The organism is Roseivirga seohaensis subsp. aquiponti, from assembly GCF_001267955.1.
GTDB lineage: Bacteria > Bacteroidota > Bacteroidia > Cytophagales > Cyclobacteriaceae > Roseivirga > Roseivirga seohaensis.
In genome coordinates this window covers 89,557-103,986 of record NZ_JSVA01000001.1, presented here as the reverse complement: position 1 = coordinate 103,986, position 14,430 = coordinate 89,557, and the positions used below count along the sequence as shown (strand labels likewise).

The window sequence follows — 14,430 nt, the reverse complement described above, 5'->3', positions numbered from 1 at the left end:
AAACTATCTTAAGCCATGAAAATCAAATTGATTGCCTGTTCCATCGGTCTATTTTTTGGAACCACAATTAGCGCCCAAACGATGGATTTTGAAGGATATAATCCGCCATCAACACTCGTTGTTCCTGAACACCCGATCACCCGATCGAAATTTCCTTTTATCGATATCCATAGTCATCAGAGACGAATGGGTCAACAAGATTTAAATGCGCTTGCAGCGGAAATGGATGGAATCAACATGGGGCTTATGGTAAATCTAAGTGGTGGTAGCGGCAAATCAATTGCAGACGCCTCCGCAAATATAAAAGCCAATCAACCCAAACGTTTTATTGTTTTTGCCAATGTAAACTTTATTAATGTAGGCGAAGAAGGCTGGGGAGAAAGGGCCGCAGCCCAACTAGAAAGGGATTATAACCAAGGTGCACGAGGGCTTAAAATTTTCAAAAGCTTAGGTTTCTCCGTAAAAGATATAGACGGTAATCGCGTAGCGGTGGACGACCCAAGGCTTGACCCGATTTGGGCAAAATGTGGTGAATTAGGTATTCCAGTACTGATCCACACAGCAGATCCAAAACAGTTTTGGGCACCTTTTGATGCTGAAAATGAAAGATGGTTGGAGTTGAAAACACATCCGAATAGAAAAAGAGAAGATGATAATCCCGTGCCTTGGGAAACCCTAATTCAAGAACAACACAACGTTTTCAAAAAGCATAAGAATACCCAATTTATTGCCGCGCACTTAGGCTGGTATGGCAACGACTTAGCCCATTTGGGAAAACTCTTGGACGAAATGCCAAATATGAATGTGGAAATTGGGGCGGTAATTGCTGAGTTAGGTCGCCAGCCACGCATGGCAAATAGCTTCCTCACCAAATACCAAGACCGCGTGCTGTTTGGAAAAGATGCTTACAACCCTGAGGAATACGCCACCTATTTCAGGGTGCTTGAAACAAACGATGAATACTTTCCTTATTACAAAAAGTACCACGCCTATTGGAAAATGTACGGTTTGGGGCTCTCAGATGAAGTGCTAAAAAAGATCTATTACAAGAATGCGATTCGTTTGGTGCCAGGTATTGACGCTTCTGCTTTTCCGAAATAGAAATTATTTGAAGTGGTGCTTTTCCCGATTCAGGGTTTGAATATGCTAGTACAGTCTAGAAACGTTTTTTCTACCAACAATTAAAATTACGTTTGTTGCATGGGTAGTCTGCAACATAACATTGAGAAAAAGGTGAGAAAGCTGATGCTGTGCATTGGCATTGCGGTAGGCTTGTTGATTATTGTTTCAGAAGCGAAATCGCAGGAAAAGAACATTTACCTGTACGGAAAAGTAACCACCATTAATGGCGATAAATACCAAGGTGCTTTGCGCTGGGGAGGTGATGAAGTGTACTGGGTCGACCTTTTTAATGCACAAAAAACCTCAAGCGATTTTTTAAAATTCCTTTCAAAAAAAGAAATACAACAGATTTCAGATCAAGAAGGAGGAAGTTCATGGCTCGGTATTGACCTTGGTGTGTTGAGCATTTGGGACGATAAATACAGCCGTACCAATCACCAATTCGATACCCGTTTTGGCGACATCAAAAGCATTAAACCTACGGGCAGAAGCCGGGCGCAAGTAGCGTTAAAAAATGGGGTAATTGTAGAAGTCAGTGGCAATGGTTTTGAAGACGTAGGCGCAAGCGTTAGCGTTTACGATGAAGAATTAGGTATTGTAAAGCTAGATTGGGCAAGGATAGAAAAAGTTGAGTTTTTAGAAAGTGGTATAATACCGAAATCGCTCTTTGGTGAAGCCATTTACGGAAAAGTAAAAGCAGGCAGAAGAGGTACTTTTGAAGGAACCATTCAGTGGGACCAAGGCACGAGCAAAAACACTCACAATGAGCGTTTTTTAGAAGATATTCTGAATGGTAAAGACCGTGATGGTGATAAAAACATTCCATTCAGGTCGATTACGAAAATTGTAAAAAACCGAAATGGGGTAGATGTTACCCTAAAATCGGGAAGAGAATTCTTTTTGACGGGCTCGAACGATGTGAATAGCGAAAACTCTGGCGTTTTAATCAACGATAAGGAAATTGGTCAAATCGTGGTTCCTTGGCGTGATTTCGAAGAGTTGGAAATTATTGAATCGAACAACCAAGGGCCGTCTTATAGTGAATTCCCATCCTCAACAGGTTTGAGAGGAACTGTAATTAACAGAGATGGTGAAAAAATAAGCGGTCTCATTGCCTATGACTTAGATGAGGCTTGGGAATATGAAACTTTAGATGGACAAGATGACCGAGTAGTTTACAAAATTCCCTTCCGAAATATCAAAAATGTCATTCCTAAGAACTACAGTTATTCAATGGTCATTCTTAGAAATGGCAAGGAACTTCTATTGGGTGAAAGTCGCGATGTGTCAGAAGACAATGATGGAGTGCTTATATTTACTTCAAAAGACGCCAAACCAACGTACATACGTTGGTCGCAAATTGACGAAATCATCTTTGATTGAGTATAGCACCTTGAAATTTAGTCGTAGTCAAATCATCCAAAACAGTATTGCCATCAGTTTGGTGGTGGGTGTTTTTATTTTTCTATACGCCACTTCAGCACCCCGCGAACTTTACCTGACAGCAGGGCTAATTGTTGCGGTTTTACTCTTGATTCTCCTAGCCAACCGCGCCTTAACAATTTCATTAGATAGAAAGCTTCCTTGGCTTACCCACGGTAATAAGCGCTTTTACTCCCAATTGGGTATTGGCGTATTGGTTTCTTTAATCATCATCAACATAAGTTATTTTCTGTTCAAGATTACCCTCACAGAAGACCCACCTGTTAGAAGTCAAATTGCGACCATAAATGCCTTATCCATTTTGATTCTGTTGCCCATCATTTCAATCAATTTTGGAATTCAGTTTTTGAAACGCTGGAAAAATGCTCAATTGGCTTCGGAAGAATTTCAGAAAGAATCGATCAAAGCAGAGCTTAACGCTTTAAAAAATCACTTAGATCCGCATTTCCTTTTCAATAACCTCAACATTCTTTCTTCGCTCATTTCCAAAGACCAAAAGCAATCACAGGCTTATCTGGAAAAATTTGCCGAAGTCTATCGCATTATTCTTCAAAGTAGTTCCGAAGAATTGGTGGAGTTGAAACAGGAACTCAGTTTCATTAGCGCTTATATGTATTTGTTAGAAATTCGGTTTGAAGACACCATTCAACTGAGCATGGCCATAGATAAAAAAGACGAAGCTTTATACTTGCCTCCACTCACCCTGCAAATGCTCATTGAGAATGCCATTAAGCACAATACCGTTTCTGAAATACGTCCACTAAAAATTCACGTTGAAAGTCAGAACGGCTTTATCTCAGTAAAAAATAACCTGCAGGAAAAGAAAGTTGAATTGCCGAACAGTGGGCAAACTGGTTTAGAAAATATTAAGCGTAGGTATTCCTACTTTACTACAAAGCCCGTTGAGGTAATTAAGAACCCAAACTCGTTCATCGTTCGTGTTCCTCTCATCAATATTTCTGAAATTTAACCGTAAAAGCTAAGCGAATGAAAGTACTGATTATTGAAGACGAAAGGCTGGCATCGGAAAGGTTAATTGAACTGCTAAAAGAACTCAAACCGGAACTGGAAATCGTAGCCACCATCAGGTCCGTAGAGGCTGGTTTGCTTTGGTTCGAAAATAATGAAGACCCCAACTTCATTGTCAGCGACATTCAGTTGCTTGACGGAACGAGCTTTGAAATTTTTGAACAGCACAAACCAAAATGTAAAGTAATCTTTACAACAGCATACAATCAATATGCGATTAAAGCATTTGAGGTAAATAGTGTGGATTACTTGCTCAAACCCATTCAGCGCGAAAAGCTGGCCAATGCGCTAGAAAAAATTGAAGAGCAATCCGCGATTTCCACTTCTCTAGCATTTGACCTTAGCCAAATCAAAGCGCTAATTAACGAACAGAACAAAGAATATAAATCACGATTCCTCACCAAAATTGGTCAGCGGATTCGCGCCATTCCTACAGAAAAAATCGCCTATTTCTATACCCACGATAAGCTTACCTATATCGTCACTTTTGAAAAGCAAAAGTACATTATCGATAATACCCTAGAAGAAGTAGATCAAATGCTAAATCCAAAGCAGTTCTTTAGGGTGAACCGTAAATTTTTGGTGCATTTCGATGCCGTTAGCGACATTCACCCTTACTTCAAAGGCCGAGTAAAACTGAGCCTTAGCCCAGAAATTGATGAAGACATTGTGGTGAGTTCGGAAAAGACACCGCTTTTCAAACAGTGGTTAGATAACTAAAAACACCTCTCCAAAAGTTGGTGTCATAATTCCCTAATGGCTATCATTTTCTCAGGATCTAGAATCAAAGCTTTTGGAGAGTTCAACCATCATTTCCAGTTCAGTAAGGTCTCCTCCCGTTTCGGATAAAGAATAACTTGGTAGAGCCAATCCGTATTTTTTGGCAAGATGTCATTCTGCATCTTTGATTCGTCAAAAAGAATAAAACTCAAACAACACAACCATGATTAAATCAATTATTTCAAAATCTGCCCTTTTTCTCGGGCTCATTACGGCTCCATTTCTTTCGGCCAATGCACAAGATGAAGGATTCATCTACGGAAAACTCACCACCATTGATGGCAACAGCTACACAGGTCAAATGCGCTGGGGCGATCGCGGAGAAGGCTATTGGACAGACCATTTTAATGGAAATAAGGAAGAAAACGACAATTACCGTCACCTGACAAGAGAAGAAAGAAACGATTTAAGGGACGAACAAAGAAGGAGAAACAGCAGCTGGGGCAGCTTTAGCATTAGTTGGGGCAATAACAGCTGGGAAACTACGCATGAATTCAGAACTGAATTTGGCAACATTTCTAGAATAGATATTAACAGACGTTCCGAAGTAGAGTTAACACTTCGCAATGGGGATAGAGTTTTTGTTAAAGACGGATCAGACGATATGGGTGGAACAATCACCATTCTTGATCAAGAGTTGGGAAGCATGAAATTCAACTGGAGTAGAATTGAAACCATTGAATTTATGGATACACCAAGTAAGCTCGCAAACAAAATAGGTGACCCTATCTACGGAACGGTTGAATATTACGGGGGTTCAATTACTGGGTTTGTTCAGTGGGATCATGATGAAAGATATACCACAAATGTACTCGATGGCGATACCCGTGATGGTGACATGAAAATTGAATTCGGTAATATTAAATCCATTGAAAGAGATCGTTCTGGTAGTAATGTGGTGACCAAATCAGGAAGAGAGCTTTATTTGAGAGGTTCGAATGATGTAGACAATTCGAATGGTGGGATTATCGTGAGCACCGATTTCGGTAGAGTAGATATTCCATGGAAAGAATTTAAGCGTGTTGAATTCACAAATGCACCAAATTCCGGAAAAGCATATTCTGATTACGAAGTGAAGAAAATCTCTGGAACCGTAGAAACTACCAAAGGAGAAACGCTTTCTGGTGAGATCATTTTTGATCTAGATGAAGAATACAACTTTGAGATTATTCAAGGGGAAGATGATGACATTGAATACTTTATTCCAATTGAAAATATCAAATCCTTCAGCCCAAGAAATTACGATAACGCAAGAATTGTGTTGAAAAGCGGTAAAGAATTAACCCTTGGTTCGGGTAGAGATGTAAGTGATGAAAATGAAGGCGTTTTGGTTTTCAATTCAAGCGGAAAGCCCACTTATGTGAAATACGCGAACATTAAGCAGATTAATTTTAAGTAAGCCCAAAAGTCAAAAACATATTCAGGTCAATTTGAAGGCTGCAACTACGTTGTGGCCTTATTTTTTTAAAAGCTAAACAGCAAATAAAAGAAGAGCAAAATCCAAAGTACATCCACAAAATGCCAAAAGTCTGTGAGCATTTTGAACCTAATTTTTTGGTAGGGATTCGTGCAGTAAATCAAACTTTGCACAGCATCCAACGAAACTTTATTACACTTTACCAGCAATCGAACCGCGTAAAGTAAAATAGCCAACACATGTATTACGTGTAAGCCAGTAATTACATAGAGATAAGCGCCAGAGCGTACTCCGCTAAAAAGAATCTGATTTTCTTGTAGTTCGCGCCAGCCTAAAAACTGAGAAGTGGCAAAAGCCAAACCTAGTAAAAAGGTAATGCCCAGCCATTTTTTCAGTTCTTCCAGCTCGTCTTTTTCATAAGCAGGAATAATTTTGGACACCGAAAAACTCGAAAGAAGCATCAGTACCGTACTTACCACAAAGAATTTAGGAAATTCAACTTTAAGAAAATCACTATGAATCGGTCTGCTAGCTGTAAAAGCAACCACTAAAAAGAGGAAAAGCACAGAGCTACCAATCAAAGCTACATAGAGCATTAGTTGATGCGGATGCATCTGCTCCATTTTATTAAAGGCTTCGCGCCTTAAGCCGATTCTAACTTTTTCTTTTTTCACTACAAATGCTCTAACAATAAAAGCAATTAAAGAGTTGGGTTAAATGTCGGTTAATTTATTGATTGCTTACACTCTTTTGCCACGAATGGCTTCAGAATTATTTACATTTGCCCCCTCTTTTTAGCAAGAACCTTGAAAGTAAAAGACTTCATAAAGATTTATAGGGAAGACCCTATCATTCAAACCATTGCCGAGCGAATCAAGCCCAATGAGGGAAATAGTATTCAGCTTAAGGGATTGGTGGGTAGTTTAGATGCCGTTGTGGCGGCTGCCGTATATCAGCACAATAAGCAAACTTGCCTTTTTGTAATGCACGATAAAGAAGAAGCTGCTTATTTTCATAACGATATGCAGAATTTGGTAGGTGAAAAAGAGGTTTTGCTTTTCCCTACTTCCTACAAAAGGCCTTATCAGTTTGATGAAACTGAAAATGCCAACATTCTCATGCGTGCCGAAATCCTAAACAGGATTAACCATAAGGCTTCCACAGGTGAAATCATTGTTACTTATCCCGAAGCGCTTACAGAAAAGGTGATTAACAAAAAGGCCCTAGCCACCAATACCTTTTCTACCAAAGTGGGGGAAGAAATTGATGTGGAGTTTTTAGCAGAACTGCTGATGACCTACGATTTCGAGAAAACCGATTTTGTGTACGAAGCAGGCCAGTTTTCGGTGCGAGGCGGTATTGTAGATGTTTATTCTTACGCTCACGATTTGCCCTACAGAATCGAGCTTTTTGGCAACGAAGTAGAAAGCATTAGAACTTTCGATCCCGTTTCTCAACTCAGTCAGGAGAGCGTAAAACACATCAACATCATTCCGAATATTCAAACCCGACTGTTGCAAGAAGTAAGACAATCGTTTTTAGATTTTATTCCGAACAACACCAAAATCTGGTTTAAGGATTACCAACAAACCTTAGACACGATCGAAAAATACTTCGAAAAGGCTTCGGCTAATTTTGACGAAGTGCTTTCTGTTACCGATGCCCAAGTGGTTCTTAGCCCAGATGCCCTTTTCGAGACTCAAAAATCATTTAAAAAGGGAATCGCTAGTCTTGCTCAAATCGAATTTGGAAATCGCTTTACCAAAAAATCTGGTTTCGAATATCGCTTCGAAGCAGAAGTACAGCAATCCTTCAACAAAAATTTCGATCTAATTGCCGATAACCTTGCCGGTTGGCAAATGAAGAATCATACACTTTTAATTTCTGCGGAATCTGAAACTCAAATTGGCCGATTAGAAAAAATCTTCACGGAGTTGAACCCTATCATCAAAATTCAACCCCTCAATATAGGCCTCAGACAAGGGTTTATAGACAAAACGCTCCAGATGCTCTGCTATACAGACCATCAGCTTTTCGATAGATTTCACAAATACAAAAGCCGTACAAAGCATAGTAAATCAAAGGCTTTAACGCTCAAAGAACTGCGCTCTTTGCACCCAGGAGATTACGTTACCCACATTGATTATGGCGTAGGGCGTTTTGCGGGAATGGAAAAAGTGGAAGTGAATGGAAATCAGCAAGAATCCATTCGTTTGGTCTATCGCGATGACGATTTGCTTTATGTCAGTCTCCATGCCCTTCATAAAATTTCAAAATATTCAGGCAAAGAAGGCACACCGCCTACCATGAGTAAATTGGGCTCTCCTGAATGGGAAACCAAGAAATCGAAGGTTAAGAAGAAGGTTAAAGACATTGCCAAAGACCTGATTGCGCTTTACGCGAAAAGGAAGGGAGCCAGCGGTTTTGCTTTTCAGCCAGACGGTTTTATGCAAGCCGAATTAGAATCCTCTTTTATTTATGAAGACACTCCTGATCAAGCCAAGGCCACCGAAGATGTTAAAGCCGACATGGAATTGCCTCATCCCATGGACCGATTGGTTTGTGGCGATGTGGGTTTTGGTAAAACCGAAGTCGCTATTCGTGCAGCTTTTAAAGCTTGCGCCAACGGAAAACAAGTAGCGGTTTTGGTGCCTACCACCATTTTGGCCATGCAGCACTACCGTACTTTCGCTGAAAGGCTAGAAAATTTTCCAGTGAATGTAGAGTACATCAACCGATTTAAAACCGCCAAAGAAATTAAAGAAACCCTTCAGCGTGTAAAAGAAGGAAAAACCGAAATATTGGTCGGTACGCACAGAATCGTAAATAAGGATGTTCAGTTCAAAGACTTAGGCCTTCTAATTATTGATGAAGAGCAGAAATTTGGGGTACGGGTAAAAGATAAACTAAAAGAGTTTAAAGTAGATGTGGATGTGCTTACCCTCACAGCTACGCCAATTCCTAGAACTTTGCATTTCTCTTTAATGGGCGCCAGAGATTTGAGCGTAATTGCTACGCCTCCTCCAAACCGTCAGCCTGTTACTACGGAAATTCACACTTTTGACGAAACCATTATTCGCGATGCCATCAGTTTTGAGTTAAGGCGTGGAGGTCAGGTTTTCTTTGTGCATAACCGAATTAAAGACATTGTTCAGGTAGGAAATATTATTCTGAAGCTTGTGCCCGATGCCCGAATTGGTGTGGCGCATGGCCAAATGGAAGGAAGTGTGCTTGAAAAGCGCATGGTAAAATTCATTGAGGGCGAATACGATGTGCTGATTTCTACCAATATCATTGAATCTGGCCTAGATATTCCAAACGCCAATACGATTATCATTAATCATGCACACATGTTTGGGCTTTCCGACTTACACCAAATGCGCGGACGTGTGGGCCGCTCTAACCGAAAGGCCTTCTGTTACTTATTAACCCCTCCGTCTATCGGGCTTAGTTCCGATTCCAGAAAACGTTTGAGCGCTTTGGAAGAATTCTCTGATTTAGGCGATGGCTTTAAAGTGGCCATGCGCGATTTAGATATTCGCGGAGCAGGTAATTTATTAGGAGCCGAACAAACCGGTTTCATTACCGATTTGGGTTTTGAGATGTACCACAAAATTCTGGACGAAGCCGTTCAAGAATTGAAGGAAACGGAATTCAAAGACCTCTTCTACAAAGATTTGGTAAAAGAAGCGGCTGAAGCAGTTAAGGTAGATACTTCGATTGAAACCGATTTGGAAATTCTAATTCCGGAAACCTACGTTTCTAATATTTCGGAACGACTTGGCCTCTACTCTAAAATTGATAACATTAAGAATGAAGAAGGACTGGCCAAGTTTACGGCCAGTATTAAGGATCGTTTTGGGCCTATTCCAGTACCTGTTTTAGATTTAATCGAAACGGTGAGGCTACGTTGGTTGGCTGAAAATCTGGGTTTTGAAAAAGTGGTTATCAAAAACGAATCGATGAAATGCTACTTTTTACCTTCTGACAATGAGCGCTATTTCCAATCGGCTGCCTTCGGAAAAGTAATTGCCTATGTTCAATCGCACCCAAAAAGTTGCCATATGAAAGAACACAAAACCCGTTTGATTCTACGAATTGACGAGGTGCTTTCTATCGGAAAAGCAATAGAGGTTTTACAAAATATGAGCGCTTAGGTTAAAAAGAAAAACGCTCCAAAGTTTATATTTGGAGCGTTTGAATATGATTAGTAGCAAAAACTAGAAGCTCATAATATCTTTAAACTTAAGGGTTTGCCTACGCGAAACATCTATTTCTTCGCCCCCTTTCATATATATTCTTAAGCTACCACTAAACCAAGGTTCAATTCTTTCGATCCATTTTAAATTGATGATTTGTTGACGATTGGCCCTAAAGAAGGTTTTCTCGTCTAGCCTTGATTCTAAATAGTTGAGTGTTCGCGTAATCATCGGTTTCGATTTGTCGAAATACACGGTGGTGTAGTTTCCGCTTACCTCAAAAAGGCGGATATCGGCCAACTGAACGAACCAGCATTTCTCGCCATCTTTTACAAAAACCTGATCGTGAATGGTAAGCTTATCGCTACCGCTTTCTTTATCTCTTTCCTTTTTCTCTACTTTTTCAATCACCTTAGAAATGGCTCCGGCCAACCGATCTTTCTGTACAGGCTTTACCAAATAATCAAGTGCGTTGTATTCAAAAGCTTTGAGCGCATATTCATCATAAGCCGTAGAAAAAATTACCTCTGGCACAATTTCGAGCTCCTCAAGTAAATCAAAACCTGTTTTGCCTGGCATTTGAATATCCAAGAAAATTAAGTCGGGCTTTAGTTCGGTGATTTTTTCAATTGCTTCATCAACACTTGCCGCTTCTCCAACAACCTGAACATTGTCAAACTCTTTGAGTAGCCTTTTTAATTCGTTTCTGGCAAGTCTTGAATCGTCTATTACTAAAGTTTTCATATCGCTTAATTTTGAGGTTTTAATTTAAAGGGATTTTGACCGTTGCACAGACCATGTGCTCATTCATATTTTCAATATTTAAAGAAGCTTTATCTCCATAAAGCAAGCGTAGTCTTTCTCTCGCGTTTCCAATTCCAATTCCTTTTCGCTTAGTACCATTTGGCCCTTTCAGTTGGCCTGTGTTTTTCACAAAAATACTTAGGAAGTTATTTGTCATTTTTGACTCCACTATGATTTCTCCTCCTTCAGGTAAATTATTGATACAATGTTTAATAGCGTTTTCAACCAAGGTTTGAATAATCATTGGCGGAACAACCACATCTTTACTTTCACTATCAATCAAAAACTGATACCTCAGCCGGTCTTCCAGCTGAATAGACTCTAGGTTTAAATAATGAGCCACAACTTCCATTTCTTTCTCAAGGCTCACTTTTTCATAATGATCGAATTGAATGGAAAATCTTAAAAGATCAGAAAGGTGCGTAATTGAATCTCTGGCTTTTTCGGCATCTTCTACCACCAATGATCGAATATTATTGAGACTATTAAATATAAAGTGCGGATTGATCTGAGATTTCAAGGCACTCAATTCGGCATCTTTCACCGTAGCCTGAAGTTTCCATTTTTCAATTTCAACCTCTCTATTCTTCTGAAGAAACTGGTAAGCAAAATAGATAGACGACCAACTAATAAAATATACTGAATAGCTGCCAATAAAGCTCACCGCCATTATAATTAGGGTGCTGGGGGTAAATATTCCACGATTTACCTCTCTTAATTTTTCGAGCGTTGCTTCATCTACGCCTTCCATTTTAGAAAGTCCTGTAAAATGATCCATTAAATTGGGATCTACCTTGATCAATAACACAACAGAACCAATAGCAACCAAAAAGGTAAGAATGGCCAAAAGTGCCCCCTGAATAATGCTACTAAAAAATACGCGAGGAATAAGCTTTACAATTTTTAAGTCTTTCCACTTTCTCTTTTTTGCGTAAAGCCTGTACAAATGGCTAATAAGAACAGCACAAAGAACACTGACTATGGTAGAAATGATAGAGGCCCAAAAAGGCAGAATAAAAGCAATGGCCAAAAAGCTGGTTATATGGAGCCCGCCCCAACCTCCAATTTGGAGCATCCAATACAGCTGATTCTTTTTCATAACCTAAAGCAAATATATTTATTCAACACCTCTCCGATCATTTTACTAAAAGGTTTAATATTCGGATTAACCATAAAATAAGCCTGATCAGAAATAGAAAGACTCAACCTTCTACCTGTTCGGATTAAATAATGGTTAATTATACACTGTCTTTTCAGCCTTTGTATTATTTTCAATCTCGCATTTTGATGCTGAATTGTAAAATATGTAATTAGAACCATCGTTTAGGCATAACAATGAGTGAATTACACCTTTGTTAAACATAAGGGATAAGTGTATATTAGCCCCCTTAATTCACCTAAAAGGTCTGAATAAAAACACTAACATGAAAAATACAGCTGGGTTTTTGAAGGTTTCAGTATTTATATTACTGTCAACCTCATTATTATCTTCTTGCTTCCTTTTTAATAAAAACAAAGGAGGAGTGAGTTCTACAACTGGTATGGCTTATGGTAACTCAAAAGACACCCTCAGTTTTACCCCATTCGATACAAAAAACTTACCTAACCCTCCAGGAATGGTTTATATTCAAGGAGGTAGAACCGTTTTAGGTTCTTTTGAAGAAGATTTGTTAGGCACCAGAGACAACATAGAAAGAACCGTAACAGTGAATTCTTTCTATATGGACGAAACTGAAGTGACAAACAAGGATTGGAAAGAATATGTTTTTTACCAATTCAACCCTATACCACTAAGCTTAGGCAAGGATATTGAAATAGTGGATGATCCTGCTAACCCATTTCTTCCGCCAACTACTTCGCATAACGGACAGACCATGAAAGATCTAATTCCAAACGACAGTGTTTGGTCTAGTGATTTTTCTTTCAACGATGTATATAGCGAAAACTATTACAGCAACCCAGGCTACAATAATCACCCAGTTGTTGGAGTTACTTGGAGACAGGCTGTAGACTACTGTAAATGGAGAACTGATTTTGTTAATTACATTACTATCAGTCAATTACCGTTCGAAGACCTTCCAGATGCTTATAAATTAGAATTTTACGATCCAGATGGTACACTTCAAATTCTTGGAAGTGCTGGAGGAAATAGCTCAACGGGCGGTGGTCAAATTACACCACAAGAATTAGATGATCTTCAGCAAGATCAAATCGCTTTTATCAACGCCAACAAAAAATTATTTATCGAAAGAGGTATTTACCTACCTGAATTTAGGCTACCAAATGAAGCCGAATGGGAATATGCTGCTAAAGCGACTATTGGAACTCAATACCTAGATGAAAACGAAGAGTATGGTAGAATTTACCCTTGGGATGGAAGGGGAGTAAGAAATCCATACGGTAAAAAACGAGGTGAGCTTTTGGCCAACTTTAAAAGAGGCCGAGGCGATTATGCTGGTATTGCCGGAAATATTAATAATGACGGAGATGTAATTCCACGCCCAGTGGGAGGATATGAGCCAAACGACTTCGGTTTATTCAACATGGCAGGTAACGTAAGCGAGTGGGTAAACGATACCTACCGACCACTTTCATTCCAAGCAGTTGACGATCTAAACCCAGTTAGAAAAGATGGTACTGCTGACGGAGAACAACTTTACGGTTGGGATGGAGATAGAACCGACTTCAGATCATTAATTAACGACAGAGCCAAAGTATACAAAGGCGGTTCTTGGAAAGATGTAGCTTACTGGATGTCACCAGGAACAAGAAGATTTTTAGATCAAGATAAAGCCACCAATACCATTGGTTTTAGATGTGCCATGATTTCTATTGGTTTCGAACCGAAATCTAGTGGTGGTGGAATTTTTGGAGGTAAAGAATAAATAGAAGAAAAAGCATTAAAAGGCCGTTTCTATATAGGAATCGGCCTTTTTTGTTTTATGCCCATTAACGAGTAGCAGCAATTACAGCAAAGCTGAGTTCTTTTATGCCTGCTTCAATTAATACATTTCCGCAAGCCAACAAAGTAGCACCCGTGGTAATTACATCGTCCACCAAAAGAACCCGTTTACCCTGAATTTCCGAGGCATTTACTATCTCAAAAATTGATTTCACATTCTCTAGCCTCTCAACCCTACTCTTTCTCGTTTGCGTTTCACTGGCAGCCACCCTGCTAAGCCCAAGACAAACTTCTGCTTTTAATACTTCTGAAAGCCCTTTGGCAAAAGCTTCACTTTGGTTATAACCTCTCTTTCTTTGCTTAGACGAGTGTAACGGAACTGGAATAATCATATCGAACTCGTTGGTAAAGCCACCCAGCAATAAATCGTGACCATACCATCGCCCTATCATAAGGCCAATATCTTCTTTATGATTATACTTTAGTTCATGTAAAATATGTTGAACAATCCCCTTTTTCTGAAAATGGAGGTAAGCGAGTATATGACTGAACTGGATAGAGCCTGCCAACTTTTGATCAATATGCGGAACCTCTTGCTTATAATTATTTGTTTTCGGCAAATCGTATTGACAAGCAGGACAAATATGATTCATGCCGTTGGGTAACGACCCTTTACATCCAATACATATGTTTGGAAAAAAGAGAGCGACAAAGTCGTTCAAGATTAAATTTAT

11 protein-coding genes are annotated in these 14,430 nt (G+C 39.5%); 7 read left to right on the top strand and 4 right to left on the bottom strand.

The genetic code is table 11. The features are described 5' to 3' along the window. The first annotated feature begins 15 nt into the window (after positions 1-15). The 5 genes from OB69_RS00395 (at position 16) to OB69_RS00375 (ending at position 5,773) form a co-directional block, all read left to right on the top strand. Entirely contained in the window at positions 16-1,101 is a 1,086-nt protein-coding gene (locus tag OB69_RS00395; RefSeq protein WP_053221706.1) for an amidohydrolase family protein, read from the top strand. Positions 1,102-1,200: 99 nt separating this feature from the next. Next, positions 1,201-2,505 carry a hypothetical protein gene (locus tag OB69_RS18680; RefSeq protein ID WP_053221705.1) on the top strand — a complete coding sequence of 435 codons (1,305 nt, stop codon included), beginning with the start codon at positions 1,201-1,203 and terminating at the stop codon, positions 2,503-2,505. Positions 2,506-2,515: 10 nt separating this feature from the next. Further along, positions 2,516-3,535, top strand: a complete 1,020-nt coding sequence (locus OB69_RS00385) for a sensor histidine kinase (RefSeq protein WP_185096835.1) — start codon at positions 2,516-2,518, stop codon at positions 3,533-3,535. A 17-nt stretch (positions 3,536-3,552) separates the two neighbouring features. Beyond that, on the top strand, positions 3,553-4,314 hold the full coding sequence (locus OB69_RS00380) for a LytR/AlgR family response regulator transcription factor (protein ID WP_053221703.1): 762 nt from the start codon (positions 3,553-3,555) through the stop codon (positions 4,312-4,314). Between the two features lie 223 nt (positions 4,315-4,537). Next, on the top strand, positions 4,538-5,773 hold the full coding sequence (locus tag OB69_RS00375; protein ID WP_053221702.1) for a hypothetical protein: 1,236 nt from the start codon (positions 4,538-4,540) through the stop codon (positions 5,771-5,773). A gap of 65 nt (positions 5,774-5,838) precedes the next feature. Here OB69_RS00375 and OB69_RS00370 read toward each other — a convergent pair whose 3' ends face one another. Beyond that, positions 5,839-6,465 carry a cytochrome c oxidase subunit 3 gene (locus OB69_RS00370; protein ID WP_053221701.1) on the bottom strand — a complete coding sequence of 209 codons (627 nt, stop codon included), beginning with the start codon at positions 6,463-6,465 and terminating at the stop codon, positions 5,839-5,841. A 132-nt stretch (positions 6,466-6,597) separates the two neighbouring features. On the opposite strand from OB69_RS00370, the gene mfd reads away from it, so the two are divergent. Continuing rightward, the gene (mfd, locus tag OB69_RS00365; protein ID WP_053221700.1) at positions 6,598-9,948 is read left to right on the top strand and encodes a transcription-repair coupling factor; all 3,351 of its coding nucleotides are present in this window, start codon (positions 6,598-6,600) and stop codon (positions 9,946-9,948) included. 63 nt (positions 9,949-10,011) lie between these two features. Here the strand turns inward: mfd and OB69_RS00360 are convergent, their stop codons facing one another. Both OB69_RS00360 and OB69_RS00355 read right to left on the bottom strand, forming a co-directional pair. Continuing rightward, a complete protein-coding gene (locus tag OB69_RS00360; protein ID WP_053221699.1) occupies positions 10,012-10,734 on the bottom strand; it encodes a LytR/AlgR family response regulator transcription factor in 723 nt (240 codons plus the stop codon). Positions 10,735-10,753: 19 nt separating this feature from the next. Beyond that, complete coding sequence (locus OB69_RS00355; RefSeq protein WP_053221698.1) at positions 10,754-11,893, bottom strand: sensor histidine kinase; 1,140 nt, start codon at positions 11,891-11,893, stop codon at positions 10,754-10,756. Between the two features lie 325 nt (positions 11,894-12,218). On the opposite strand from OB69_RS00355, the gene OB69_RS00345 reads away from it, so the two are divergent. Continuing rightward, positions 12,219-13,679, top strand: coding sequence for an SUMF1/EgtB/PvdO family nonheme iron enzyme (locus OB69_RS00345; protein ID WP_053221696.1), 1,461 nt, complete (start codon positions 12,219-12,221; stop codon positions 13,677-13,679). Positions 13,680-13,743: 64 nt separating this feature from the next. Here OB69_RS00345 and OB69_RS00340 read toward each other — a convergent pair whose 3' ends face one another. Further along, positions 13,744-14,349, bottom strand: coding sequence for a ComF family protein (locus OB69_RS00340; RefSeq protein WP_245620756.1), 606 nt, complete (start codon positions 14,347-14,349; stop codon positions 13,744-13,746). Positions 14,350-14,430: the final 81 nt, after the last annotated feature.